Source organism: Methylobacterium sp. J-059 (assembly GCF_022829485.1).
Taxonomy (GTDB): domain Bacteria; phylum Pseudomonadota; class Alphaproteobacteria; order Rhizobiales; family Beijerinckiaceae; genus Methylobacterium.
Window position 1 is genome coordinate 54,781 of record NZ_JAKSYA010000135.1, and the last position, 22,551, is coordinate 77,331.

Sequence of the window (22,551 nt, forward strand, 5' to 3'; positions counted from 1 at the left end):
GGCCGGCATCAGAAGCTGCGGATGCGCGGCTCGGCGCGGGGCGCGAGCAGCAGGTGCGTCACCGCCCAGACCAGGGCGTCGAGGCGGTCGGGCGAGGCGCCGGACGAGAGCCCGTCCGGCCCGAAATCGCACAGCTCGTCCTCGAGCGCCGGCAGCGCCCCGACGTGGCGGACGCGCGCTTGCGCGTAGAGCAGCGAGACCGGCTCGGCCCGCAGGTATTTTCCCCGTGTGGCGCGCACCGGGGTCACCGGCACCGCCGGATCGCACTGGGCGAGCACGGCGGTGACCATCTCGCCGCCCTGGTTGACCTCGACCACGAGCCCGTCGGCGCCGAGTCGGTGGTAGAGCGCGAGCGCGGCGTTGGCCCAGGCCTGCGGGCTGGCGCGCGCCACCGTCGCGTCGGCGAGCACGTAGGCGGTCTCGCCCAACGCCCCGACCGCGACGATCCCGCAGGCATCGGCCGAGCGGCCCGAGCTCGCCGGCGGGTCGACCGCGACGACGATGCGGGGCAGATCGGGTGCCGCGGCGACGCGGGCCGCCTCGATCGTCTCGCGCGTCCACAGGGCGTCGGCCCGGTCGTCGATCAGCTCGCCGTCGAGTTCCTGCCGCCCGAGGCGGGTGCCGGCGTAGCGCCCGACCACCGCCTCCAGGAAGGCGGGGGCGAGGTTTTGGGCGTTGTCGGCGGTGCGGGCCTTCGTGACCACGCAGCGCGGGTCGGCGATCAGCCGGCGGATCAGCGGGATCGGCCGCGGGGTGGTGGTGACGAGGTTGCGCGGGCGGGCGCCCAGCCGCAGCCCGAATTGCAGCATGTCGAAGGCAGCGTCCGGCCGGCGCCACTTGGCGATCTCGTCCGACCACGCCGCGCCGAATTGCGGGCCGCGCAGGGAATCCGGCTCCTCGGCCGAGAACGCTGACGCCACCGCCCCGTTCGCCCACTCGACCCGGCGCCGGCTCGGCGACCAGCGCGGGCGGCTGCCGCGCTCGGGCAGCCCGAGCAGGCCCGACGGGCCCTCGATCATCACGTCGCGCACGTCGGCGAAGGTCTCGCCGACGAGCGCGATCCGGCCGATCGCCCTGTCGGTGAAGGCCGGGTCGCCGCGGGCGAGCGCGTCGACCCACTCCGCCCCCGTCCGCGTCTTGCCGCAGCCGCGGCCGCCGATCACCGCCCAGGTGGTCCAGTCGTCCTCCCAGGGCGGCGGAAGCTGGTCGGGCCGCGCCTGATGCAGCCAGTCAAGCGCCAGCGCCCGGAGGAGCGGCGGCGGCAGGCTCGCCAGGAAGGCGGCCATCCGGCCGGTCGCCGCGGCATCCTCCATAGCGGCGCGCGATCTCCGCGCGGAGGCCCGGAAGGTCGAGGGCGGAAGGGGTTCGGCCGTCGCCATCGCCCTCCCCTTCGCTGGCGGGATCGTCGGCGGCGAGGTCGTCGAGCAGGCGCTTGAGGCCCCCGAGATCGCGCAGGGTCCGCGCGGAATCGATCACCGCCGCCCCCTCGCCGCGCAGAGCCGCATCGAACGTCGCGATCTGCCGGCCGATATGCGCACGCAGCCGCCGCCGCAGCACCGGGAGGTCGGCGGGCGCGCGCACCGGATCGCCGCACCGTTCGAGGGCGGCGAGATCGGCCAGGATGTCGTCGGTCCCGCGCGGGCGGACCGGGCGCGTCCGCGCCCATCCACGATCGCGCATCCAGCCCGTCACGGTCGTCTGCGGGAGCCCGGCGGCGGCGGCGATCCGCGCGAGGCTGGCCTCGCCGTGCCGCACCAGCCGTTCCACGGCGGCGACGACCTCCGGCGGGACGGCCCCGGCTGCGCTGCCCATCCGCCGCCTCCCGAGACCGTCTCGTCACACTTCTGGAGCGTGCGGTTCTTATGCCGGAGGAGCGTGCCGATGTCAAGCCCATAATCCTGAGAACGATATTTTTTCCTTTTTTAAGGGGTTTGCTGCAGGATCCCGGTTCGTGCGACGAGGCCGGCTTCCCAGGCGGGCCGGAGCGCCGACCGACGATGCAGGACGCGACGCACGACACCCTCGACGCCCTCCGCCGGGGCGACCTTGCCGGGGCGCGCACCTTGCGCCTGCCGGCCGCCGGCCTGACCGTGCTCCCGCCCGAGATCTTCGGGCTGGCCGACACGCTGGAAGTGCTCGACCTCTCGGGCAACGCGCTCACCGCCCTCCCCGACGATCTCGGCCGCCTGACGCGGCTGCAGGTGCTGTTCTGCTCGGGCAACCCGTTCGCGACGTTGCCGCCGGTCCTGGGGGATTGCAGAGCGCTGAGCCAGGTCGGGTTTCGCGGCTGCGGCCTCGCGGAGGTGCCGGGCGAGGCGCTGCCGCCGCGCCTGCGCTGGCTGACGCTCACCGACAACCGGATCGCGCACCTGCCCGACGCGCTCGGGCACCGGCCGCGGCTGCGGAAGCTGATGCTCTCGGGCAATCGCCTGCGCAGCCTTCCGGACAGCCTGGCGGGCTGCGACGACCTCGAGCTGATCCGTCTCGCGGCCAACCGCCTCGACGCGCTGCCCGCCTGGCTTCCGGCCCTCCCCGCCCTCGCCTGGACCTCCTGGGCCGGCAACGCGTTCGAGGGCGATGCGCCGCGAGCCTCGGCCGCCCTGGTCCCGTTCGCCGACCTCGACGCGGGCGCGCTCCTCGGCGAGGGCACGTCGGGCCGGGTCCACCGCGCGCTGTGGCGCCCCGGCGGCACCGCGCCGCCGCGGCCGGTCGCGCTCAAGCTGTTCAAGGGGACGATGACCAGCGACGGCCTGCCCGAGCGGGAGATGGAGGCCTGCCTCGCGGCCGGGGCGCACCCGAACCTCACCGGCGCGCTCGGGCGGATCACCGGCCACCCGGACGGGACCGACGGGATGCTGATGCCGCTCCTGCCGCCGGACCGGCGCGTGCTCGCCGGGCCGCCGAGCCTCGCGAGCTGCAGCCGCGACGTCTACGACCCGGCCCTGCGCCTCGCCCCGGCGGCGTTGCTGCGCCTCGTCCGCGGCCTCGCCGCGGGCCTCGCCCATCTCCACGCGCGCGGCCTGCTGCACGGCGACGTCTACGGCCACAACATCCTGTGGGACGCCGCCACCGGCGAGGCGGTGCTCAGCGATTTCGGCGCGGCCTCGGTGCTGCCCGACGGGCCGCCCGGCGCCGCCCTGCAGCGGGTCGAGGTCCGCGCCTTCGGGCTGCTGATCGGCGAGGTGCTGGACCGTGCGCCCGCCGATTTCCCGGAGGCGGCGGCCCTGCGCGATCTCGAGCGCGCCTGCGTGCAGGCGGAGGTCGGCGCGCGCCCGGCGATGGCGGATGTGGTGCGCGCCGTCGGGTGATGACCGTGCGGCGCGCGACCGCGCGGTCGGCCACGCTCTCGATCACGCGGAAGAGCGTCTCAAGAGCGGTCCAGCGCAGGCCATCCCGTTCAGCGAACCGGCTTGCGAAAGCGTGGCAAGGATCCGACGGGGCGCGTCCAGTCATCGCCGGCTTGCGTCAACGGTCCAGCTTGTATCCGGCGCTCGCGCGCGTCGTCATACTCTTGCCGTTTCCGTCGTTCATCTGCGCGTCACCGCACAAGATGTAGAGTCGAGGTTTGATTCCCCGGCACCCCGACGGTCCGTCCGCCGGCCGCTCCCGCTCAACAGCAAGGTCCTGAATGTCGAAGCTCACCCCGATCGCCCTCGTCGGCCTCCTCTCGGGCGCGATCCTCACGCCGGCCGCCGCCGGCGAGCCGGGGGCCTTCAACGGGACCTGGGCCGTCGATCTCGTGACCGAGAGCGGCCTGTGCGACGCGCGCTACAGCACCTCGGTCGCGATCCGCGACGGGCAGGTGCGCGCCGCGTCGGCGGCGACGGCCGCCCGGGTCAGCGGGCAGGTCGGGGCTGACGGGACGGTGGGCCTGAGCGTCTCGAACGGCGCCGCGAGCGGCGCGGCCTCGGGTCGGCTGCAGGCGCAGGGCGGGGCCGGGACCTGGAAGGTCTCGGCTTTGTGCTCCGGCCGCTGGACGGCGCGACGCAACACCACGCGCACCGCCCAGGCCGAGTAGGCGGCAGGCCGCCTCAGGACGGTTTCTCGCCGCTCAGGCGGCGGCGAGCCAGGTGCGGGCCTCGTCGAGGCGGGCGCGCTCGAACACCTTGATCTGGGCCGGCGAGACGAAGCCGAAGGTCTCGGCGACGACCTTGAGCCACTGCGCGTCGGTGACGAGCGCCACGTGGCTGATGCCCTTCATCATCGACAGGCCGAAGCGCGGGTCCTTGAAGAAGGCGGCCGGCTCCATGCCCTCGAAGGCGCGGATGTCCTCCAGCAGCTTGAGCTTGCCGCCCTTGTCGAGGTCGGCCTTCATCGCGGTCATCACCGCGTTCATCTCCTCGTCCGTGATCTTCCCGTCGACCACGATCTCGGCGACGCTGGACTCGGGCTTCTTGGTGTAGCTCAGCACGATGCGCGCTCCTGAAATGGACGCCGCCGGTCGGGACTTCGGCGGCGCCGCACCTTCCTACAAAACGCGATCCCGGTCGCCTACAAAAAGCTCTGCGGGTCGACGTCGATCGCGACGCGCACGTTGCCGCGCACCTTCGGCCCGCGCGCCAGCCAGTCGCGCAGGTAGCTCTGCAGGTCGATGTTGCGCTCGGTCTTGACCAGGAGGCGGAAGCGGTAGCGCCCACGCACCAGCGCCAGCGGCGCCTCGGCGGGCCCGAGCACCATCACGCCGTCCGGCGGCTCGGCGGCCCGGGCCAGCGCCTGCCCGTGGGCCTCGGCCGCCGCGCGGTCGTTGGCGGAGACGATCAGCGCCGCGAGCCGCCCGAACGGCGGCAGGCCGGCCGCCTCGCGGGCAGCGATCTCCTCCTCGTAGAAGCGCTCCGAATCGCCCGACAGCAGGGCCGCGATCACGGGGTGCTCGGGCTGGTAGGTCTGCACCAGCGCGCGGCCCGGCCGTTCGCCGCGGCCGGCGCGGCCGGTCACCTGCTGCAGCAGCTGGAAGGTGCGTTCGGCCGCCCGCGGATCGCCCGAGGTCAGGCCGATATCGGCGTCGAGCACGCCGACGAGCGTCAGGTGCGGAAAGTTGTGGCCCTTGGCCACGAGCTGGGTGCCGATGACGATGTCGCATTCGCCCGCCGCCACCGCCTCGAGCTCCATCCGAAGCCGCTCGGCGCCGCCGGGAAAGTCGCTCGACAGCACGATGATCCGGCGATCCGGGAAAAGCTCGGCGGCCTCCTCCGCGATGCGCTCGACCCCGGGGCCGCAGGGGGTGAGGTTGTCGAAGGTGCCGCATTCCGTGCAGGCGTCCGGCCGGCGCTCGCTGTAGCCGCACTGGTGGCAGACCAGGGCCTTGCGGAAGCGGTGCTCGACCAGCCAGGTCGAGCAGTTCCGGCACTGGTAGCGGTGGCCGCAGGCGCGGCACAGCGTCAACGGCGCGTAGCCGCGGCGGTTGAGGAACAGCAGCGCCTGCTCGCCGGCGGCGAGGTTGGCCTTCACCGCGTTGATCATCGGCGGCGACAGGAAGCGCCCGCGCTCCGGCTTGTCGAGGCGCATGTCGATCGCCTGGATGTCGGGGAGGCGGCGGCCGCCGAAGCGCTCGGGCAGCCGCACGCGCCGGTAGCGCCCGCGCTCGACGTTGACCCGCGTCTCGATCGAGGGCGTCGCCGAGGCCAGCACCACCGGGCAGCCCTCGAGCTTGGCCCGCACCACGGCCATGTCGCGGGCGTGGTAGTGCACGCCGTCCTCCTGCTTGTAGGCGCTCTCGTGCTCCTCATCGACCACGATCAGGCCGAGCTTCCGGAACGGCAGGAACAGGGCCGAGCGGGCGCCGACCACCACCCGGACCTCGCCGGCCGCGACCCCGGCGCGCAGCCGCTCGCGCCGCCGCCCGCCGATGCCGGAATGCCAGGCCGCCGGACGCACGCCGAAGCGCTGGGCGAAGCGGTCGAGAAACTGCGCCGTCAGCGCGATCTCGGGCATCAGGATCAGCGCCTGCCCGCCTGAGCGGACGCACTCCGCCACCGCCTCGAAGTAGACCTCGGTCTTGCCCGAGCCGGTGACGCCCTCGAGCAGGACGGCGCCGCTCCCGCCCGCCTCCGCGGGGGCGGCGACCAGGTCCGCGACCGCCGCGGCTTGCGCCTCCGACAACGGCACCCGCGGGAACTCCGGATCGGGGGGGAGCGCCACCGGCTCGGGCGCGAGCGCCACCGTCTCCAGCGCGCCGTCGTCGATCAGCCCGTCGACCACCGAGAGCGAGACCTCGGCCGTCTTGGCGAGCACGCTCTTGCCCCGGATCTCGCCGTCGGCGGCGACCGCCAGAACCTTGTCCCGGGCCTTGGTCGGGCGGGCCGGGAGCTTGCCGGTGGTGCGGACGCCGACGCGGACCACCTCGGCGGCGGCCGCCTCGTCGGGCAGGCGCAGCACCATGGCGAGGGCCGAGCCCTTCGGGGCCAGGGTGTAGCGCGCGATCCAGTCCACCAGCCTGCGCAGCGGCTCGGAGAGCGGAGCCACGCCGAGATGGCCTGTGACCGGCCGCAGGTTCGAGCCGCCCGCCGTCTCCGCCACGCCCCAGACCACGCCGACCGTCTCGCGCGGCCCGAGCGGCACCTGCACCACGTCGCCCGCCGCCAGCGCCAGGCCCGCGGGCACCGCGTAGCTGTAGGCGGTGTCGATCGCGAGCGGGATCAGGATCTCGGCGACGTGCGGCATGGACCTGGGCGTTGGGTTGCGGGGACCGACGGCATGTTCCGGTTTTGTACCATGAAACGCGCCGTCACGCAGAGGTCGTGCCTTCCGACGGCGGGCGCAAGCGCGGAACGAGCGGCAGCGCGGCAAGGCTCAGCACCGCCATCGCCCAGAAGCCGCGGCCGTGGAAGGCCGAATATAGCGGGCCGGACGCGAGCGTCGCCGCCGCGCCGGCGAGCCCGAGGCCGACGGTGCCGTAGAGCGTCAGCGCCGTGGCGCGGGCGGCCGGCGGCACGGTCCGCTCGATCAGCCCGAGGCAGGCGAGATGCAGGAGCGCGAAGCTCAGGCCGTGCAGGGACTGGATCGCGGCGAGCCAGGGCAGCGCCACCGTCTCGGCCTGCACCGCCCAGCGCAGCGCGCCGGCGCCGGCGGCGACCGCGAGGCCGCCCGGCAACCCGATCCGCGCCAGCAGCGGCGGGCCGGCGATCAGGAACACGAACACCTCCGCCGCCACCGCCTCGGCCCAGAGCAGGCCGGCGGCGCCCGCCCCGATGCCGGCCTCGCGCCACAGGATCATCGCGAAGGCGTCGTGCATCGCGTGCGCGCCGATCACCAGGGCGGCGACCAGCACCGTGCGGCGGAAGGCGGGAAGGCGGAGGACGTCGGCGAAGCCGATCCCGGGCGCGGCGACGGGCCCGTCGCGCGCGACGTCGGCGTCCCGCCCGGCGAGCGCCGCCGCGCCGGCGGCCGCGAACAGCACCGCTCCGGCGACGAGGCCGGCCGCGAGCCCGAACCCCTGCACCAGCCAGCCGGCGGCACCGACGCCGGCGATGAAGGCGGCCGAGCCGGCGCCCCGCACCCAGCCGTAGGGAAACGCGGCGCCGCCCCGTGCCGCGGCGAGCCCGAGCACGTCGGCGAGCGGGGCCAGCGGGGCGGTCGTCACCGCGTAGGCGAGGCCGACCGCGAGGAACGGCCAGAACCCGCGCGCGGGGAGATGCCCGAGGACCGCGAGCGCGGTGAGGCCGCAGGCTGCGGCGAGGATCGGGCGGGTCGCCGCGTGCCGGTCGGCGGAGCGCCCGGCGAGCGGGCCCGCCACGAGCCGCACCAGGGTCGCGGCGGCGAGCAGGATCGCGATCCGCTCCGGGGGCAGGCCGCCCGCGGCGAGCACGTTCGGCAGGATCGGCGAGATGCAGCCGTAGGCGCCGTAGAGCGCGGCGTAGAACGCGAGGCAGCCGACGAGCCCGTCCCGCTTCATCCCCCGCCTCCGCGCGTGCCCGCCCCGGCGACAGCGTAGCACCGCGTGGCGCCGCGACGTGCGCGCATCTTCACGGGCGCCGCGGAGCGAACGGGCGGCGAAATCCGACCGCGCGGGCGCACGACGGCGCCGGGCCGGGCGAACCGGCATCGCTCTCGCCAGTTGTCGCAGCTTCAGGCCCCCGACGGGACCGCCAACCGGAGCTCGACATGGACATCGCCCCCGATACGGTCACCGAGATCATCCTGCGCCTGCGCGCGGTCGAGGTGAAGGAGGGCGCGACCGATCCGGATTCCGGCTCCAACGCCATCGACGACCGCGCCACCGACGTGCTCACCTCCGGCACCGACGACGCCACCGAATCGGAGCTGCGCGGCATGATTGCCGGCCTCAACGACGACGAGCGCGCCGACCTGCTGGCGCTGCTCTATGTCGGCCGCGGCGACATGGAGCCGGAGGAATGGGCCGACGCGGTCCGCTTCGCCCGCGAGCGCGAAGGCGCCGGCGACGGCGCGGTGAAGACGCTGCTCGGCACGCCGGATGCCGGCGACCTCCTGGAGGAGGGCATGGACGCCCTCGGCATCACGCCGGACCTGCCGCAGGGCTGAGCGAGGCCGGCTCCCCCTCCCCCCCTCTGCGGGGGAGGGAAGAGACGGTTACCTCTGCCAGAAGGCCCACACCGGAGGGGTGCCGGGCCCCCTCATTCCTCGCCGTCGTGAAGGGCGTAGAAGCCCTGGGCCGAGACCGCGCCGGCCGCGTCGCCGCCCGCGTCGAGCAGCATGCGCTCGCGGGCGCGCAGCTTTTCGGTCTCGCTCTTGAGCTGGCCGCAGGCGGCGAGGATGTCGCGGCCGCGCGGGGTCCGCACCGGCGAGGCGTAGCCGGCGTCGAACACGATCTCGGAGAAGCGCTCGATCCGCTCCCAGTCCGAGCATTCGTACCGGCTGCCGGGCCAGGGGTTGAACGGGATCAGGTTGATCTTGGCCGGGATGCCCTTGAGCAGCCGCACCAGCTCGCGCGCGTCGCCGTCGGTGTCGTTGACGCCCTTCAGCATCACGTACTCGAAGGTGATGCGGCGGGCGTTGTTGAGGCCGGGATATTCGCGGCAGGCGCGCATCAGCTCGGCGATCGGGTATTTGCGGTTCAGCGGCACCAGCTCGTCGCGGAGCTCGTCGCGCACGGCGTGGAGCGAGATCGCCAGCATCGCGTGCGCCTCCTCGCCGAGCCGCCGGATCTGCGGCACGACGCCGGAGGTCGACACCGTGATGCGCCGGCGCGACAGCGCGAGCCCCTCCGGGTCCGACATCGTCGCCACCGCGTCGACGACGTTCTCCAGATTGTAGAGCGGCTCGCCCATGCCCATGAACACGATGTTGGTGACGAGCCGCCCGACCTCGCCGCTGCCCGAGGCGTCGCGCGACGGGATCAGGCCGGGCCAGTCGCCGAGCGCGTCGCGGGCGACGACGAGCTGGGCGGTGATCTCGGCCGCCGACAGGTTGCGCACCAGGCGCTGCGTGCCGGTGTGGCAGAACGAGCAGGTCAGCGTGCAGCCGACCTGGGACGAGACGCAGAGCGTGCCGCGGTCGGGCCCCGGAATGTAGACGCACTCGATCTCGGCGCCGCGGTTGTGGTCGTGCCGGCCGGTCGGGGCCATGCGCAGCAGCCACTTGCGGGTGCCGTCGCGCGAGACCTGCTGGCTGACCACCTCGGGCCGGTCGAGGGTGTAGGCGGCGGCGAGCTGCGCCCGCAGCGCCTTGCCGACGTTGGTCATCTGGTCGAAGTCCTGCGCGCCGCGGACGTTGAGCCAGTTCCAGAGCTGGCCCGAGCGCATCTTGCTCTCGCGCTCGCCGACGCCGACGGCGAGCAGGCGCTCCTTCAGCGCCGCCCGCGGCAGGCCGACGAGCGAGCTGCGCTGCCCGGGCACCGCCGCGGGTGCCGGCTCGGGCCGGAACTCGGGCGCCTTCTCGATGCCGGAGAAATCGCTGCCCGCGCGCCGGGCGGTGTCGAACGACGCCGTCGCCATGTTCTTGCAAAGACCTTGGAAATGAGGCGTCGAGCTATACGCGATCCGCGGCGCGAACGCGAATGCGCGCCCGTCATGCCCGCTCCCTGCATGCCCGAATCCTGTGATCCGGGGAGTGGAGGGAAGGCCGCCCGCGACACCATGTGCGCCCGCGCACCCCGGCAGGGTCGCCCATGCGTCCAGTGCCTTGCGGGCGGCATCGTTCCCGCCACCTATGCGTCACACGGGGTGCGGCGTGCCGCCCCCACCCCATCCAAACACGGGAAGCCCATGCCTTCACTGCTCGATCCGATCCGCGTCGGTGCCATCGACGCGAAGAACCGCATCTGGATGGCGCCGCTGACGCGGGGACGCGCCACCCGCGAGCACGTGCCCACCCCCTTGATGATCGAATACTACGCCCAGCGCGCGAGCGCCGGCGTGATCCTCACCGAGGCGACCGGCATCAGCCAGGAGGGGCTCGGCTGGCCCTACGCCCCGGGGATCTGGAACGCGGCGCAGGTCGAGGCCTGGAAGCCGATCGTCAAGGCGGTGCACGACAAGGGCGGCCGCATCGTCTGCCAGATCTGGCACATGGGCCGCCTCGTCCACCCGGACTTCCTCGACGGCGCCGCGCCGATCTCGTCCTCCGCCACGACCGCGCCCGACGACGCGCACACCTACGCCGGCAAGAAGCCCTATGCCGAGGCGCGCGCCCTGCCGGTCGAGGAGATCCCGCGGCTGCTCGAGGATTACCGCAACGCCACCCGCAACGCGCTGGCCGCCGGCTTCGACGGCGTGCAGATCCACGCCGCCAACGGCTACCTGATCGACGAATTCCTGCGCGACGGCACCAACCACCGCACCGACGCCTACGGCGGCTCGATCGAGAACCGCGTGCGCCTGCTGCGCGAGGTGACGCAGGCCGTGGCCGAGGTCGCCGGCAAGGACCGCACCGGCGTGCGCCTGTCGCCCAACGGCGCGATCCAGGGCGCCAACGATTCCGATCCCGAGCCGCTGTTCGTGGCCGCGGCGAAGGCCCTGTCGGAACTCGGCATCGCCTTCCTGGAGATGCGCGAGCCCGGCCCGAACGGCACCTTCGGCAAGGCCGACCATCCGCCGATCGCCCCGGCGATGAAGCGGGTGTTCGGCGGCGCGCTGATCCTCAACGCCGACTACGACGGCCGCAGCGGCCAGGCGGCGCTCCATGCCGGCGAGGCCGACGCGATCGCCTACGGCCGGACGTTCATCGCCAACCCGGACCTGCCCGCGCGCATCGCCGCCGACGCCCCGCTCCAGAAGGACGTGGCCGCGACCTGGTACAGCCAGGGCCCGGAGGGCTACGTGGACTACCCGACGCTCGACGCCGCGAAGGCGGCCTGAGGCGACTCCCGCGGCCCGCTCCCGTCCCTCGTCGGGGTGCGGGCCGCGAACGCGCCCACGAACGGGCGCTCGCGACCCGCTTCGAACGAAACCGGCGCTTCGTCCGTTCCCGAACCTAGGCGCGGCGGCGCAAGCCGCCTATCTCTGGCTCGGGAATTCGGGAGCTGCCGATTACGATCGCGAGCCAGACGCGTGCGACCGAACGAGAGCGCTGGAACGAGGCCGAGCGGCTCGCGGAGCTTCGCGCGCTGCGGATCCTCGATACCGAGCCGGACCCGGCCTATGACGACCTCGCGCGGATCGCCGCCCTGGTCTGCGCCGTTCCGGTCTCGCTGATCGGCTTCGTCGATGCGCATCGGCAGTGGTTCAAGGCCGAGATCGGCTACGGCGAGCGCGAGACCGGCATCGACCGCTCGGTCTGCGTCCACGCCCTCCAGGCCGACGATTCGCACGCCGACGGGCTGTTCGTCATCACCGACCTGACCGTCGATCCCCGCACCCGCGACAACCCGGCGATCCGGGCCGAGAACGGGTTCCGCTTCTACGCCGCGGCGGTGATCCGCAGCCGGATCGGCGCCCCGATCGGCACGATGTGCGTCCTCGACCGCACCGCGCGGCCCGAGGGGCTCACCAGGGCCCAGGGCGACACCCTGGCCGCGCTCGCCCGCCAGATCTCGACCCTGGTCGAGCATCGCCGCACCCTCGCCGACGTCGATGCACGGGAGCGCGAGCTGGCCGCGAGCGAGCGCCGCTTCCGGGTGATGACCTCTGCGATGCCGCAGATGGTCTGGACCACGCAGCCCGACGGCTTCCACGACTTCTACAACGACCGCTGGTACGAATTCACCGGCGTGCCCTACGGCTCCACCGACGGCGCCGGCTGGACCGACATGTTCCATCCCGACGACCAGGCGGAGGCCTGGAGCCGCTGGCGCCACAGCCTCGCGACCGGTGCGCCCTACGAGGTCGAGTACCGCCTGCGCCACCACAGCGGCGCCTATCGCTGGACCCTCGGGCGCGCGATGCCGATCCGCGGCGCCGACGGGCGGATCGAGCGCTGGTTCGGGACCTGCACCGACATCCACGACCTGAGGCAAGCGGTCGCCGACGCGCGCAAGCTCGCCGCCGTCGTCGAGACCTCGAAGGACTTCATCGGGCTGGCCACCGAGGACGGGCGGATCGCGCACCTGAACGAGGCCGCGCTGGCGCTGGTCGGGCTGCCCGACCTCGACGCCGCGCTGCGGACCACGATCGCTGACTACGTGACCCCCGAGAGCCGCGAAGCCCTCGAGGGCGTGGCAATGCCGGCGCTCGAGCGCGACGGCTGGTGGGAGGGCGAGCTCGCGTTCCGGCACTTCGCCACCGGCGAGGCCATCGCCGTGCTGTTCACGGTGTTCGCCGTGCGGGATGCGGCCGGCCGCCATGCCGGCTACGGCACGGTCACCCGCGACCTGCGCGAGCGCAAGCGCGCCGAGGAGGCGCGCGACCTGCTGATCAAGGAGCTGTCGCACCGGATCAAGAACATCTTCGCCGTGGTCGGCGGCATCGCCGCGCTCAGCGCCCGCAGCGATCCCGGCGCGCGCCCGTTCGCGAAGGCGTTCCGCGAGCGGCTCGGGGCGCTGGCCCAGGCCCACGAATACGTCCGCCCGCATTCCGCCGGCAGCGCGCCGCGGGTCGGCGGCCAGACCGTCCTCGGGCTGATGCGCCTGATCCTGTCGGCCTACGCCGAGGACGGGCGCTGCCGCATCGCCGTCGACGGCGACGATGCGGTCGTCGGCGAGCGCGCGGCGACCGCGCTGGCGCTGATCATGCACGAGCAGGCGACGAACGCGGTGAAGTACGGCGCGCTCTCCAACGAGGCCGGCACCGTCACGCTGACCGGGCGGCGGACCGATTCGCGCTACCGCCTGACCTGGGCCGAGCGCGGCGGGCCGCCCGTTCCCTCGGCCCCCACGCGCAAGGGCTTCGGCACGGAACTCGCCGAGCGCAGCGTCACGGGCCAGCTCGACGGCATCCTGGAGCACGATTGGGCGCCGAGCGGCCTCGTGCTGCGCCTCGACGTCCCGGCGGAGACCCTGCGGTTCTGATCCGTCCCGCCCCGGCTCGCGGATATCGCCTCGTCGTCCTCGATTTCGACGGGACGCTCGCCGACACCTTTCCCTGGTTCTGCGGCGTGCTCGACGCGGTGGCCGACCGCTACCGCTTCCGCCGGGTCGCGGCGCACGAGACCGACGAGCTCCGCAGGCTCTCGGCGCGGGCGATCATGGCGCGCCTCGGCGTGCCGCGCTGGAAGCTGCCGGTGATCGCCCGCCACATGCACGGGCTCGCCGCGCGCGACGCCGCGCTGCTGCATCCGTTTCCCGGAACTTCGGAGATGCTGGCGGGGCTCGGCGAAGCGGGCGTCGCGACGGCCGTGCTCAGCTCGAACACCGAGGCGAACGTCCGGCGCGTGCTCGGGCCGGACGCCGTCCGGATCGGCCGCTACGCCTGCGGCGCGTCGGTGTTCGGCAAGGCACGGCGTCTCGCAAGCCTGCTGCGCCATGCGCGGATCGAGCCGCGTGCGGTGCTCTGCGTCGGCGACGAGCTGCGCGATCTCGACGCGGCGCGCGCGGTGGGCTGCGCCTTCGGCGCCGTCGCGTGGGGCTACACCGACGGGGCGACCCTGTCGGCGGCCCGTCCCGACCTGATGTTCGCCGAACCCGCGCAGATCGTGGAGGCCGTCCTGTCAGCACGACGATGAGCCCTCGCGGGGCCGCCTCCCTCCCCCCGCAGAGGGGGGAAGGACGGTTCGGGGTCGGGCCTTCGCCCGACGCCTCACATGCCGCGCTGGGCGCCCGGGACCACGCTGGCGCCGTTGCCGCTGCCGAAGGGCTCGTACTTGGTCAGGCCCTTGAACAGCTGGCTCAGGAAGGCGCGGTCGGCGCCGCTGGTCGGCGTGGTGCGCTCGATGAAGTCGAACACCTTGCCGTCCTGCAGGCCGTACAGGGCGACGCGCTCCACCTTGAAGGCGGGGGTGAAGTACACCGCCGTGACCTTCTGGTCCTCGACCTGCTCGCCGAGGAACAGGACCGTGCGCGAGGTGTTCTGGGAGATGTAGTACCAGGACTTGTTGCCGACGGTGGAGACCGTGGACGGGGTGCCCAGCGTCTGCAGCACCTGCTCCGGGCTCATGCCGGGCTTGACGGTGGCGAGCGCCGCCTGGTCGATCTGGTAGCCGTGGCGAAGCTCCTCGCCGATGCAGCCCGACAGGCCGAGGCCGAGCAGGCCGACGAGGCCGAGGCGCGCGAGAGACGGAACGAGACGGCGCGACATCGGCCACCCTATGTTGCTGATGGGACGGGACGCCGCTAGGCACGCCGGAGCGCGACACCAGGGGCGGTCTGATGAATGCTTGCACCTTGACCGTGGGTTGCCGTACCGCGGGGTTATGGCTTTGACAAGGCAAGCTCGGCCACAGGCCACAACGCTGCGCGACCGGGCATGGCCGTTCCGCCGGGCACGGTCCGGGCGCCGGCCTCCGGGCCGAGGGCGGACCCCATGATCACCCGGTTCTTCCGGCGCAACGATGCGCGGCGGCGGTCCATCGAGACCCTGCACATGCGCCTCAACGCGGCCTCGCGGCAGCCGGGCCTCTACACCGCGCTCGGCGTGCCCGACGGCGTGGAGGGCCGCTTTGAATCGCTCATTCTCCACGTCATCCTGGCTTTGCGCCGCCTGAACCGCCTGCCGGCGCCGGCGGCGGACGTGGCGCAGGACCTCGTGAACTCGGTCTTCCTCCAGCTCGACGCGTCCCTGCGCGAGCTCGGCGTCGGCGATTTCGGCGTGCCCAAGCGCATGAAGAAGCTCGGCGCCGCGTTCTACGGCCGCGCCGCCAACTACGACGCGGCGCTCGACGCGGGCGATGCCGCCGCGCTCCGCATTGCGCTCGCCCGCAACGTGCTCGGCAGCGAGGATCCCGAAGCCGCCGCCGGCCTCGCCGACTACGTCCTCGCCGCCGACCGCGCGCTGGCCGAGGCCGACCTCGACGGCCTGCTCGGCGCCGGCCCGTCCTTCCCGCATGCGGGCGATGCCCCGACACTCGACCTGGAAGCCCGATGAGCGTGAGCGAGACCCCCCTGTCCCGATGGGCGAGCGTGGCGCGGCTGCCGCAGGGCCGCGGCGCCGTCACCGTCGAGGCGACGCCGGCCGAGTGCACGGCGCTCGCCGCCGACTTCAAGATTCCGGCGATCCGCGACCTCGCCGGGCAGTTCTCGGTGTCCGGCCCGACGAGCCGCCTCGTCGTCACCGGCACCGTCGAGGGCACCGTGACGCTGGTCTGCACCGTCAGCCTGGAGCCGTTCGAGACCAGGGTCTCCGAGCCGGTGGAGGTGGTCTTCACCGACACCGACCGCCTCGCCGGCACCGACGCGGAGGATGCCGACATCCCCGACCCGATCGTCGGCGGGCGGATCGACTTCGGCCTTCTGACCGCCGAGTTCCTGGCGCTCGGGATCGACCCCTATCCGCGCAAGCCCGGGGTGGTGTTCGAGGCGGTCCAGCTCAGCGAGGACGTGAAACCCTTCGACGTCCTGCGGACGCTCCGCCCCGAGGAGCCGTAGCGGGCTCCCGGGTCCGCGGGCCGCCAAATCGGGCCGCACCCTGCCCCTGCGCGAGAATTCGTTTGCCCGCCGGGGCTGGATCGCTATTTTCCGCCGCGCCGATCCCGGCCGTCGCCCCCGCGACGGCGTTCCGTCAAAGGCCGCGACAACCCCTTCATGTCCCAACGCGTGTGCATCTCGCTCGACGCCATGGGCGGCGACCATGGCCCCTCGACCGTCGTGCCCGGTGCCGCGCTCGCGCGCGAGCGCCATCCCGAGACGACCTTCCTGATCTTCGGCGACGAGGCGGTGGTCGCCCCCCTCGTGGCGGCCGAGCCGCGCCTCAAGGGCGGCGTCGAGATCCGCCACACCACCTACGCCGTCGCCATGGACGACAAGCCGAGCCAGGCGGTGCGCCAGGGCCGCGGCAAGTCGTCGATGTGGAAGGCGATCCAGGCGGTGAAGGACGGCGAGGCCGATGCCGCGGTCTCCGCCGGCAACACCGGCGCGCTGATGGCGATGTCGAAGATCTGTCTGAAGACTATGGCCGGCATCGAGCGCCCGGCCATCGCCTGCCTGTGGCCGACGGTGCGCGGCGAGAGCGTGGTGCTCGACGTCGGCGCCACCATCGGCACCGATGCCGAGCACCTGATCGAGATGGCGGTGATGGGCTCCGCCATGGCCCGCATCGTGTTCGACCTCGAGCGCCCGACGGTGGGGCTGCTCAACGTCGGCACCGAGGAGATGAAGGGCAACGAGGCGGTGAAGGAGGCGGCGCGCCTGCTGCGCGAGATCGACCTGCCGAATTTCGCCTATCACGGCTTCGTCGAGGGCAACGACCTCGGCCGCGGCACCGTCGACGTGGTCGTCACCGAAGGTTTCACGGGAAACATCGCGCTGAAGACCGCGGAAGGCACCGCCAAGCAGATCGGCACGTACCTGCGCTCCGCGATGACGCGGACGCTGTCCGCCAAGATCGGCGCGCTGTTCGCCCGCCAGGCGTTCCGCGCGCTGCGCGAGAAGATGAACCCGAGCCGGGCCAACGGCGGCGTGTTCCTTGGGCTCGAGGGCATCGTCATCAAGAGCCACGGCTCGGAGAACGCGCAAGGCTTCGCGGCCGCCGTCGACCTTGCCCACGACATGGCCCGCCACGACCTGATGCGCACGATCCGCGAGATGCTCGACCAGACGCCGACGCTCGCGCCGGCCTGACTTCGCCCCGGCCCGGATGGGTGCCCGGCCGGACCTTCGCCGGCGCGGGACGCCCGCACCGGCACGAGACGCCTGCACCGGCCCGGGATCGGGGTCGGTGAACGAATGCGATGGAGATCGGAGCGATGCAGGTCTAACAACCGATGGTTGTTGCGCCGGCGTCGCGACGGGAAGGAATCCGATGACAACCCTGCGTTCCGTCGTCGTCGGCACCGGCTCAGGGCTTCCTGCGCGGGTGGTGACCAACGCCGAGCTCGCCGAGCGGGTCGACACCTCGGACGAATGGATCGTCCAGCGCACCGGCATCCGGCAGCGCTACCTCGCGGACGCCACCGAGACCACGTCGGTGCTCGGCATCCGCGCGGCCCGCGCTGCGCTCGACGATGCCGGCCTCACCGGCGAGGACATCGACCTCGTGATCTGCGCCACCTCGACGCCCGACCACACCTTTCCCTCGACCGCGACGCAGATCCAGGCGGCGCTCGGCATCACGGCGGGTGCCGCCTTCGACCTGCAGGCGGTCTGCGCCGGCTTCGTCTTCGCCGTCTCCACCGCCGACAAGTTCCTGTCGACCGGCGCGGCCCGGCGCGCGCTCGTCGTCGGCGCCGAGACCTTCTCGCGCATCGTCGACTGGGAGGACCGCACCACCTGCGTGCTGTTCGGCGACGGGGCCGGCGCGATCGTGCTGGAGGCGCAGGAGGCCGCGGGGGCGAGCGGCGACCGGGGCGTGATCAGCGCGAGCCTGCGCTCGGACGGGCGCCACCGCGAGAAGCTCTACGTCGACGGCGGCCCGGGCTCGACCGGCACCACCGGCCATCTCCGGATGGAGGGGAAGGACGTGTTCCGCTTCGCCGTCGGCTCGGTGATGGACGTGATCGTCGACGCGCTCGAGAAGGGCGGCGCGACGGCGGCCGAACTCGACTGGTTCGTGCCGCACCAGGCCAACCGCCGCATCATCGAGGCGTCCGCCGACAAGCTCGGCATCCCGCGCGACAAGGTGGTGCTGACGGTCGACCGCCACGGCAACACCTCGGCCGCATCGATCCCGCTGGCTCTGGACGTGGCCCGCCGGGACGGCCGCATCCGCCGCGGCGACCTCGTGATGATCGAGGCGATCGGCGGCGGCTTCAGCTGGGGCGCGGCGCTGATCCGCTGGTAGCCGAAAACAATTTCCGGAGCCGCCCCGGTTGACCCGGGCCCGACCGGGGATTAGCGTGGCAGATCATAGGGATACGTCGGAAACGACCGCTCCCGGCAAGAAGAACCGCGAGGGGTCGAGGCATGACAGGCAAGACGGTGACGCGCGCCGATTTGAGCGAGGCCGTCTACCAGCAGGTCGGCCTCTCCCGCACCGAATCCGCCGCCCTCGTCGAGACGGTCCTGTCCGAGATCTGCGCCTGCCTCTCCGAGGGCGAGACCGTGAAGCTGTCCTCGTTCGGCTCCTTCGTCGTGCGGTCGAAGGGCAAGCGCGTCGGCCGCAACCCGAAGACCGGCGTCGAGGTGGCGATCGAGCCGCGCCAGGTGATGGTGTTCAAGCCCTCGAACGTGCTCAAGGCCCGGATCAACGGCCTGAACGGCGCCGCCCACGCCGACGACTGACCGCTCGCCCATCGCCGCCCTCGTAGCCGGATCGATCCATGGCGCTCGCTGCCCTCACCGAGGCGTCCGGACCCGTCGACAAGGATCCGGGCGCGTTCCGCACGATCACCGAGGTGGCCGAAGCCCTCGACGTGCCGCAGCACGTCCTGCGGTTCTGGGAAACCCGGTTCGGCCAGATCCGGCCGGTGAAGCGGGCCGGCGGGCGGCGCTACTACCGTCCCGGCGACGTCGCGCTCGTCGCGGGCATCCGCCACCTGCTCCACGTCCAGCGCTACACGATCGAGGGGGCGCAGCGCGTCCTCAAGGAGAACGGCGTCCGCTTCGTCCAGGCGGTCGGCCGCGGCGAGGCGGTGGCGGCCGCGCCGGTGATGCAGGAGACGAGCGGCCCGGCCACGTCGTCCCCCGACGGCGCCGAGCCCGAGACCCTGGATCGCGAGGGGTCGAATCGCGAAACCTCGGATCATGAGGCCCTGGACCGCGAGGCGCTGGCCGGCGCGCTGCAGGACCTCTACGCCTGCCGCGAGGTGCTGGCGGCCTTCCGCGCCCCGCCCGAGGCCTGAGCGGCGCCCAGGCTGCGTCGCGACGACGCCGCGCGATGCGTCACGGCGCGGCGAACTTTGCGAGCCGATCCGCGTTGATCGCCGCATGAGCGCACCCCGCCGTTCGATGACGCCGACGCAGGAACTCATCAGCCGCGTGATGCGGATCGTGCGCGCGTGCCCCGACGCGGCCTCCGAGGTCCTGGAGCTGATGTTCCTCGTCAGCCAGATCGAGGCCGCGACTCACGTCGACCGAGATTATCGCGACGCGCGGCGCGTCGTCAGCCGCCTGCGCAACCCGCTCTGGGAGATGGGGCCGACCGATCGCGGCGCGCTGCTGGCCGCAGCCGAGACGATCCGCCGGGTCTGCGGCCTCGACGAGACTGATATCCCCGTCACCCCGACTTCGGATGCGGGCGAGCGCGCACGGGTCGAGCGCAGCCTCGCGGCGGCCCTGGAAGGCGAGCTCGACGCCGCGCAGATCGCCCGCGTCACCGGCGTGGTCGCGGCCGCGCTTCAGCAATAATCGCGGTCCCAGCTGCCGGCACGGGCCTGCGGCCTCGACGCGCGTCGTGGGCATCCCCACATCGGCTCGGCCGGCACGTGGCCCCATGGCTCCGGATGCCGCGCCAAGAGATGTTCGGAGACACGCCCGTGAGCGCCACCCTGTCCGCCCTTCGCCCCGTCCGCGCGCTCGCCGCCGGCGCTCTCCTGCTGGCCGCGCCCGCCTTCGCGCAGACGACGATCACCAAGAGCGAGACCGTCGCCTCCGGCAAGACGGTTCGGATCGCCATCGTCCCGAACCTGAAGAAGGATTGCTCGCCCGGCCCGATGCCGGAGTTCAAGGTCTCGGGCGCGCCGAAGAACGGCGCGCTGATCACCAAGGTCGGCAAGCAGAAGACGCCCGCTTCCTATCGCTGCCCGAACAAGGACACCGCGGTCCAGGGTCTCTTCTACCAGCCGAAGGCCGGCTACACCGGCGTCGACGAGGTGACGTTCGAAATCAAGAACGCGGACGGTCAAGTCCAGACGCAGAATATCAAAATCACCGTCGAGGCTGCGTCGGCCAAGAAGGACACCGATGCCAAGAAAGACAGCAGCGATCTCTGATCGGAGGCAACCGAAAGCTCGAAGTGCACGTTTTTTCGGCCGGATCGTTCTTTCGATCCGGCCGGACGACCATGGGGAAGCTTGACGGATGCCGCATTTCAGCCCGACGGGTGTTGCATCCAGCACACGCAGCGTCACCGTGTTCGCCGCACTGCGACAAATGCGGGCCTGTCGGTTGCGTTCGCGGCAGGACAGGATGAAGCTGTTGACGGTCTGAGAGGGTTATCGAATGCCGATGCATGCGACCAACGACCTTTTCCAGAGCTTCGCCCGCGGGTACGAAGCGCGCCGCGACACGGAGATGACGCTCTCCGAATTCCTCGAGGCGTGCCGCGACGAGCCGCTGATGTACGCGAGCGCCGCCGAGCGCATCCTCGACGCGATCGGCAAGCCGGAATTCGTCGACACCTCGAAGGACGCCCGCCTCGGCCGCGTCTTCATGAACCGGACGATCCGGACCTACCCGGCCTTCCACGAGTTCTTCGGCATGGAGGAGACGATCGAGCGGATCGTCTCGTTCTTCCGCCATGCGGCGCAGGGCCTGGAGGAGCGCAAGCAGATCCTCTACCTGCTCGGGCCCGTCGGCGGCGGCAAGTCCTCCCTGGCCGAGCGTCTCAAGGCCCTGATGGAGGTCCATCCGGTCTACGTGCTCAAGGCCGGCAACGAGGTCTCGCCGGTCTTCGAGAGCCCGCTCGGGCTGTTCGACCCCGAGACCATGGGCGCCGAGATCCAGAGCCGCTACGGCATCCCGCGCCGGCGCCTGACCGGCCTGATGAGCCCGTGGGCGCTGAAGCGTCTCGACGAGTTCGAGGGCGACATCTCGCAGTTCAAGGTGATCAAGGTCCGGCCCTCGCGCCTGCGCCAGATCGCCATCGCCAAGACCGAGCCCGGCGACGAGAACAACCAGGACATCTCCTCGCTGGTCGGCAAGGTCGACATCCGCCGGCTGGAGACGCTGTCGCAGGCGGACCCGGACGCGTACTCGTACTCGGGCGGCCTGAACCGCGCCAACCAGGGCGTCCTCGAGTTCGTCGAGATGTTCAAGGCGCCGATCAAGATGCTGCACCCGCTGCTCACGGCGACGCAGGAGGGCAACTACGTCGGCACCGAGAACATCGGCGCGATCCCCTTCACCGGCATCATCCTGGCGCACTCGAACGAGTCCGAGTGGCAGACCTTCAAGACCAACAAGAACAACGAAGCCTTCATCGACCGCATCTACGTGATCAAGGTGCCCTACTGCCTGCGCGTGCAGGAGGAGCAGCACATCTACGAGAAGCTGATCTCGGGCTCCGAGCTCTCGGATGCGGCCTGCGCGCCGGGCACCCTGGAGATGCTGTCGCGGTTCTCGGTGCTGTCGCGCCTGCGCGAGCACGCCAACTCCAACGCGTTCTCGAAGATGCGCGTCTACGACGGCGAGTCCCTGCGCGAGGTCGACCCCCGCGCCCGCTCGATGCAGGAGTACAAGGATTCGGCCGGCGTCGACGAGGGCATGGACGGGATCTCGACCCGCTTCGCCTTCAAGGTGCTGGCCGCGACCTTCAACCACGACACCACCGAGGTCTCGGCCGACCCGGTGCACCTGATGTACGTGCTCGAGCAGTCGCTGCGCCGCGAGCAGCTCCCGCCCGAGACCGAGAAGCGCTACCTCGAGTTCATCAAGGGCGAGCTGGCGCCGCGCTACGCCGAGTTCATCGGCCACGAGATCCAGAAGGCCTACCTCGAATCCTACCACGATTACGGCCAGAACCTGTTCGACCGCTACATCGACTACGCCGACGCCTGGATCGAGGACCAGGACTTCAAGGATTCCGAGACCGGGCAATTGCTCAACCGCGAGCTTCTCAACCAGGAGCTGACGAAGATCGAGAAGCCGGCCGGGATCGCCAACCCGAAGGACTTCCGCAACGAGGTGGTGAAGTTCGCCCTGCGCTCGCGGGCCCAGCACGGCGGCCGCAACCCCTCGTGGACGTCCTACGAGAAGCTGCGCGAGGTCATCGAGCGGCGGATGTTCAGCCAGGTTGAGGAATTGCTGCCGGTGATCTCGTTCGGCTCGAAGAAGGACGGCGAGACCGAGAAGAAGCACGGCGAGTTCGTCGACCGGATGGTCTCGCGCGGCTACACCGAGCGGCAGGTGCGCCGCCTGGTCGAGTGGTACATGCGGGTGAAGCAGGCGGGATGATTCGGTCCCCTCGGGGACCTGATCGAGATCCGCCATGATTTCGGACGACCGGCCGGCGC

23 protein-coding genes are annotated in these 22,551 nt (G+C 72.2%); 15 read left to right on the top strand and 8 right to left on the bottom strand.

Features of this window, described 5'->3' with window-relative positions:
- Positions 1 to 8 precede the first annotated feature (8 nt).
- Both MKK55_RS19915 and MKK55_RS19920 read right to left on the bottom strand, forming a co-directional pair.
- Positions 9 to 1,286 carry a DNA-packaging protein gene (locus MKK55_RS19915; RefSeq protein ID WP_243937293.1) on the bottom strand — a complete coding sequence of 426 codons (1,278 nt, stop codon included), beginning with the start codon at positions 1,284 to 1,286 and terminating at the stop codon, positions 9 to 11.
- Positions 1,231 to 1,812 carry a hypothetical protein gene (locus tag MKK55_RS19920; RefSeq protein WP_243936899.1) on the bottom strand — a complete coding sequence of 194 codons (582 nt, stop codon included), beginning with the start codon at positions 1,810 to 1,812 and terminating at the stop codon, positions 1,231 to 1,233. The genes MKK55_RS19915 and MKK55_RS19920 overlap by 56 nt, the downstream gene beginning before the upstream one ends.
- Positions 1,813 to 1,997: 185 nt before the next feature.
- Between MKK55_RS19920 and MKK55_RS19925 the strand changes: the two genes are divergently transcribed.
- Both MKK55_RS19925 and MKK55_RS19930 read left to right on the top strand, forming a co-directional pair.
- On the top strand, positions 1,998 to 3,308 hold the full coding sequence (locus tag MKK55_RS19925) for a leucine-rich repeat-containing protein kinase family protein (RefSeq protein WP_243937295.1): 1,311 nt from the start codon (positions 1,998 to 2,000) through the stop codon (positions 3,306 to 3,308).
- Between the two features lie 320 nt (positions 3,309 to 3,628).
- Positions 3,629 to 4,018 (top strand): hypothetical protein, encoded by a 390-nt coding sequence (locus MKK55_RS19930; protein WP_147729391.1) that lies wholly within the window; start codon positions 3,629 to 3,631, stop codon positions 4,016 to 4,018.
- Between the two features lie 33 nt (positions 4,019 to 4,051).
- Here the strand turns inward: MKK55_RS19930 and MKK55_RS19935 are convergent, their stop codons facing one another.
- The 3 genes from MKK55_RS19935 to MKK55_RS19945 form a co-directional block, all read right to left on the bottom strand.
- Positions 4,052 to 4,411 carry an STAS/SEC14 domain-containing protein gene (locus MKK55_RS19935; RefSeq protein ID WP_147729390.1) on the bottom strand — a complete coding sequence of 120 codons (360 nt, stop codon included), beginning with the start codon at positions 4,409 to 4,411 and terminating at the stop codon, positions 4,052 to 4,054.
- Positions 4,412 to 4,491: 80 nt separating this feature from the next.
- On the bottom strand, positions 4,492 to 6,660 hold the full coding sequence (locus MKK55_RS19940) for a primosomal protein N' (RefSeq protein WP_243937297.1): 2,169 nt from the start codon (positions 6,658 to 6,660) through the stop codon (positions 4,492 to 4,494).
- Positions 6,661 to 6,724: 64 nt separating this feature from the next.
- On the bottom strand, positions 6,725 to 7,891 hold the full coding sequence (locus MKK55_RS19945; protein ID WP_243937299.1) for an MFS transporter: 1,167 nt from the start codon (positions 7,889 to 7,891) through the stop codon (positions 6,725 to 6,727).
- A 209-nt stretch (positions 7,892 to 8,100) separates the two neighbouring features.
- Between MKK55_RS19945 and MKK55_RS19950 the strand changes: the two genes are divergently transcribed.
- Positions 8,101 to 8,499 (top strand): DUF3775 domain-containing protein, encoded by a 399-nt coding sequence (locus tag MKK55_RS19950; RefSeq protein ID WP_243937301.1) that lies wholly within the window; start codon positions 8,101 to 8,103, stop codon positions 8,497 to 8,499.
- A 92-nt stretch (positions 8,500 to 8,591) separates the two neighbouring features.
- Here MKK55_RS19950 and rlmN read toward each other — a convergent pair whose 3' ends face one another.
- On the bottom strand, positions 8,592 to 9,911 hold the full coding sequence (gene rlmN, locus MKK55_RS19955) for a 23S rRNA (adenine(2503)-C(2))-methyltransferase RlmN (RefSeq protein WP_147725622.1): 1,320 nt from the start codon (positions 9,909 to 9,911) through the stop codon (positions 8,592 to 8,594).
- Positions 9,912 to 10,181: 270 nt separating this feature from the next.
- Here rlmN and MKK55_RS19960 point away from each other — a divergent pair, with 270 nt between their 5' ends.
- Positions 10,182 to 11,273 carry an alkene reductase gene (locus MKK55_RS19960; RefSeq protein ID WP_243937303.1) on the top strand — a complete coding sequence of 364 codons (1,092 nt, stop codon included), beginning with the start codon at positions 10,182 to 10,184 and terminating at the stop codon, positions 11,271 to 11,273.
- On the opposite strand, the gene MKK55_RS19965 is transcribed toward MKK55_RS19960, so the two are convergent.
- Positions 11,240 to 11,725, bottom strand: coding sequence for a hypothetical protein (locus tag MKK55_RS19965; RefSeq protein WP_243937305.1), 486 nt, complete (start codon positions 11,723 to 11,725; stop codon positions 11,240 to 11,242). The genes MKK55_RS19960 and MKK55_RS19965 overlap by 34 nt on opposite strands.
- Positions 11,726 to 11,863: 138 nt before the next feature.
- On the opposite strand from MKK55_RS19965, the gene MKK55_RS19970 reads away from it, so the two are divergent.
- Entirely contained in the window at positions 11,864 to 13,360 is a 1,497-nt protein-coding gene (locus MKK55_RS19970; protein WP_243937307.1) for a sensor histidine kinase, read from the top strand.
- Complete coding sequence (locus MKK55_RS19975; RefSeq protein ID WP_243937323.1) at positions 13,357 to 14,013, top strand: HAD hydrolase-like protein; 657 nt, start codon at positions 13,357 to 13,359, stop codon at positions 14,011 to 14,013. Before MKK55_RS19970 ends, MKK55_RS19975 begins: the two co-directional genes overlap by 4 nt.
- Before the next feature lie 74 nt (positions 14,014 to 14,087).
- On the opposite strand, the gene MKK55_RS19980 is transcribed toward MKK55_RS19975, so the two are convergent.
- On the bottom strand, positions 14,088 to 14,585 hold the full coding sequence (locus MKK55_RS19980; RefSeq protein WP_147842188.1) for an outer membrane protein assembly factor BamE: 498 nt from the start codon (positions 14,583 to 14,585) through the stop codon (positions 14,088 to 14,090).
- Between the two features lie 225 nt (positions 14,586 to 14,810).
- On the opposite strand from MKK55_RS19980, the gene MKK55_RS19985 reads away from it, so the two are divergent.
- The 9 genes from MKK55_RS19985 (at position 14,811) to MKK55_RS20025 (ending at position 22,492) form a co-directional block, all read left to right on the top strand.
- On the top strand, positions 14,811 to 15,371 hold the full coding sequence (locus tag MKK55_RS19985) for a ubiquinol-cytochrome C chaperone family protein (protein WP_147842189.1): 561 nt from the start codon (positions 14,811 to 14,813) through the stop codon (positions 15,369 to 15,371).
- On the top strand, positions 15,368 to 15,871 hold the full coding sequence (locus tag MKK55_RS19990) for a YceD family protein (RefSeq protein WP_243937309.1): 504 nt from the start codon (positions 15,368 to 15,370) through the stop codon (positions 15,869 to 15,871). Before MKK55_RS19985 ends, MKK55_RS19990 begins: the two co-directional genes overlap by 4 nt.
- 156 nt (positions 15,872 to 16,027) lie before the next feature.
- On the top strand, positions 16,028 to 17,062 hold the full coding sequence (gene plsX, locus MKK55_RS19995; protein ID WP_147725628.1) for a phosphate acyltransferase PlsX: 1,035 nt from the start codon (positions 16,028 to 16,030) through the stop codon (positions 17,060 to 17,062).
- Between the two features lie 181 nt (positions 17,063 to 17,243).
- The gene (locus MKK55_RS20000; protein ID WP_243937311.1) at positions 17,244 to 18,221 is read left to right on the top strand and encodes a beta-ketoacyl-ACP synthase III; all 978 of its coding nucleotides are present in this window, start codon (positions 17,244 to 17,246) and stop codon (positions 18,219 to 18,221) included.
- A gap of 122 nt (positions 18,222 to 18,343) precedes the next feature.
- A complete protein-coding gene (locus MKK55_RS20005; RefSeq protein ID WP_147725630.1) occupies positions 18,344 to 18,661 on the top strand; it encodes an integration host factor subunit alpha in 318 nt (105 codons plus the stop codon).
- A gap of 38 nt (positions 18,662 to 18,699) precedes the next feature.
- On the top strand, positions 18,700 to 19,221 hold the full coding sequence (locus MKK55_RS20010) for a MerR family transcriptional regulator (RefSeq protein WP_243937312.1): 522 nt from the start codon (positions 18,700 to 18,702) through the stop codon (positions 19,219 to 19,221).
- Positions 19,222 to 19,306: 85 nt separating this feature from the next.
- Positions 19,307 to 19,726 carry a hypothetical protein gene (locus tag MKK55_RS20015; protein ID WP_187274748.1) on the top strand — a complete coding sequence of 140 codons (420 nt, stop codon included), beginning with the start codon at positions 19,307 to 19,309 and terminating at the stop codon, positions 19,724 to 19,726.
- A 128-nt stretch (positions 19,727 to 19,854) separates the two neighbouring features.
- On the top strand, positions 19,855 to 20,310 hold the full coding sequence (locus MKK55_RS20020; protein WP_409566094.1) for an Ig-like domain-containing protein: 456 nt from the start codon (positions 19,855 to 19,857) through the stop codon (positions 20,308 to 20,310).
- 229 nt (positions 20,311 to 20,539) lie between these two features.
- Positions 20,540 to 22,492, top strand: coding sequence for a PrkA family serine protein kinase (locus MKK55_RS20025; RefSeq protein ID WP_147842192.1), 1,953 nt, complete (start codon positions 20,540 to 20,542; stop codon positions 22,490 to 22,492).
- The last annotated feature ends 59 nt before the right edge of the window (positions 22,493 to 22,551 follow it).

What these genes read in the sequence shown, in the direction of transcription:
- MKK55_RS19930 (WP_147729391.1), top strand. Translation starts at nt 3,629, where the DNA reads ATGTCGAAGCTCACCCCGATCGCCCTCGTCGGCCTCCTCTCGGGCGCG.
- MKK55_RS20000 (WP_243937311.1), top strand. Translation starts at nt 17,244, where the DNA reads ATGACAACCCTGCGTTCCGTCGTCGTCGGCACCGGCTCAGGGCTTCCT.
- MKK55_RS19985 (WP_147842189.1), top strand. Translation starts at nt 14,811, where the DNA reads ATGATCACCCGGTTCTTCCGGCGCAACGATGCGCGGCGGCGGTCCATC.
- MKK55_RS20025 (WP_147842192.1), top strand. Translation starts at nt 20,540, where the DNA reads ATGCCGATGCATGCGACCAACGACCTTTTCCAGAGCTTCGCCCGCGGG.
- MKK55_RS19940 (WP_243937297.1), bottom strand. Translation starts at nt 6,660, where the DNA reads ATGCCGCACGTCGCCGAGATCCTGATCCCGCTCGCGATCGACACCGCC.
- MKK55_RS19980 (WP_147842188.1), bottom strand. Translation starts at nt 14,585, where the DNA reads ATGTCGCGCCGTCTCGTTCCGTCTCTCGCGCGCCTCGGCCTCGTCGGC.
- MKK55_RS19970 (WP_243937307.1), top strand. Translation starts at nt 11,864, where the DNA reads ATGTGCGTCCTCGACCGCACCGCGCGGCCCGAGGGGCTCACCAGGGCC.
- MKK55_RS20015 (WP_187274748.1), top strand. Translation starts at nt 19,307, where the DNA reads ATGAGCGCACCCCGCCGTTCGATGACGCCGACGCAGGAACTCATCAGC.
- MKK55_RS19915 (WP_243937293.1), bottom strand. Translation starts at nt 1,286, where the DNA reads ATGGCCGCCTTCCTGGCGAGCCTGCCGCCGCCGCTCCTCCGGGCGCTG.
- MKK55_RS20010 (WP_243937312.1), top strand. Translation starts at nt 18,700, where the DNA reads ATGGCGCTCGCTGCCCTCACCGAGGCGTCCGGACCCGTCGACAAGGAT.
- plsX (WP_147725628.1), top strand. Translation starts at nt 16,028, where the DNA reads ATGTCCCAACGCGTGTGCATCTCGCTCGACGCCATGGGCGGCGACCAT.
- MKK55_RS20005 (WP_147725630.1), top strand. Translation starts at nt 18,344, where the DNA reads ATGACAGGCAAGACGGTGACGCGCGCCGATTTGAGCGAGGCCGTCTAC.
- MKK55_RS19960 (WP_243937303.1), top strand. Translation starts at nt 10,182, where the DNA reads ATGCCTTCACTGCTCGATCCGATCCGCGTCGGTGCCATCGACGCGAAG.
- MKK55_RS19920 (WP_243936899.1), bottom strand. Translation starts at nt 1,812, where the DNA reads ATGGGCAGCGCAGCCGGGGCCGTCCCGCCGGAGGTCGTCGCCGCCGTG.
- rlmN (WP_147725622.1), bottom strand. Translation starts at nt 9,911, where the DNA reads ATGGCGACGGCGTCGTTCGACACCGCCCGGCGCGCGGGCAGCGATTTC.
- MKK55_RS19950 (WP_243937301.1), top strand. Translation starts at nt 8,101, where the DNA reads ATGGACATCGCCCCCGATACGGTCACCGAGATCATCCTGCGCCTGCGC.
- MKK55_RS19990 (WP_243937309.1), top strand. Translation starts at nt 15,368, where the DNA reads ATGAGCGTGAGCGAGACCCCCCTGTCCCGATGGGCGAGCGTGGCGCGG.
- MKK55_RS19925 (WP_243937295.1), top strand. Translation starts at nt 1,998, where the DNA reads ATGCAGGACGCGACGCACGACACCCTCGACGCCCTCCGCCGGGGCGAC.
- MKK55_RS19945 (WP_243937299.1), bottom strand. Translation starts at nt 7,891, where the DNA reads ATGAAGCGGGACGGGCTCGTCGGCTGCCTCGCGTTCTACGCCGCGCTC.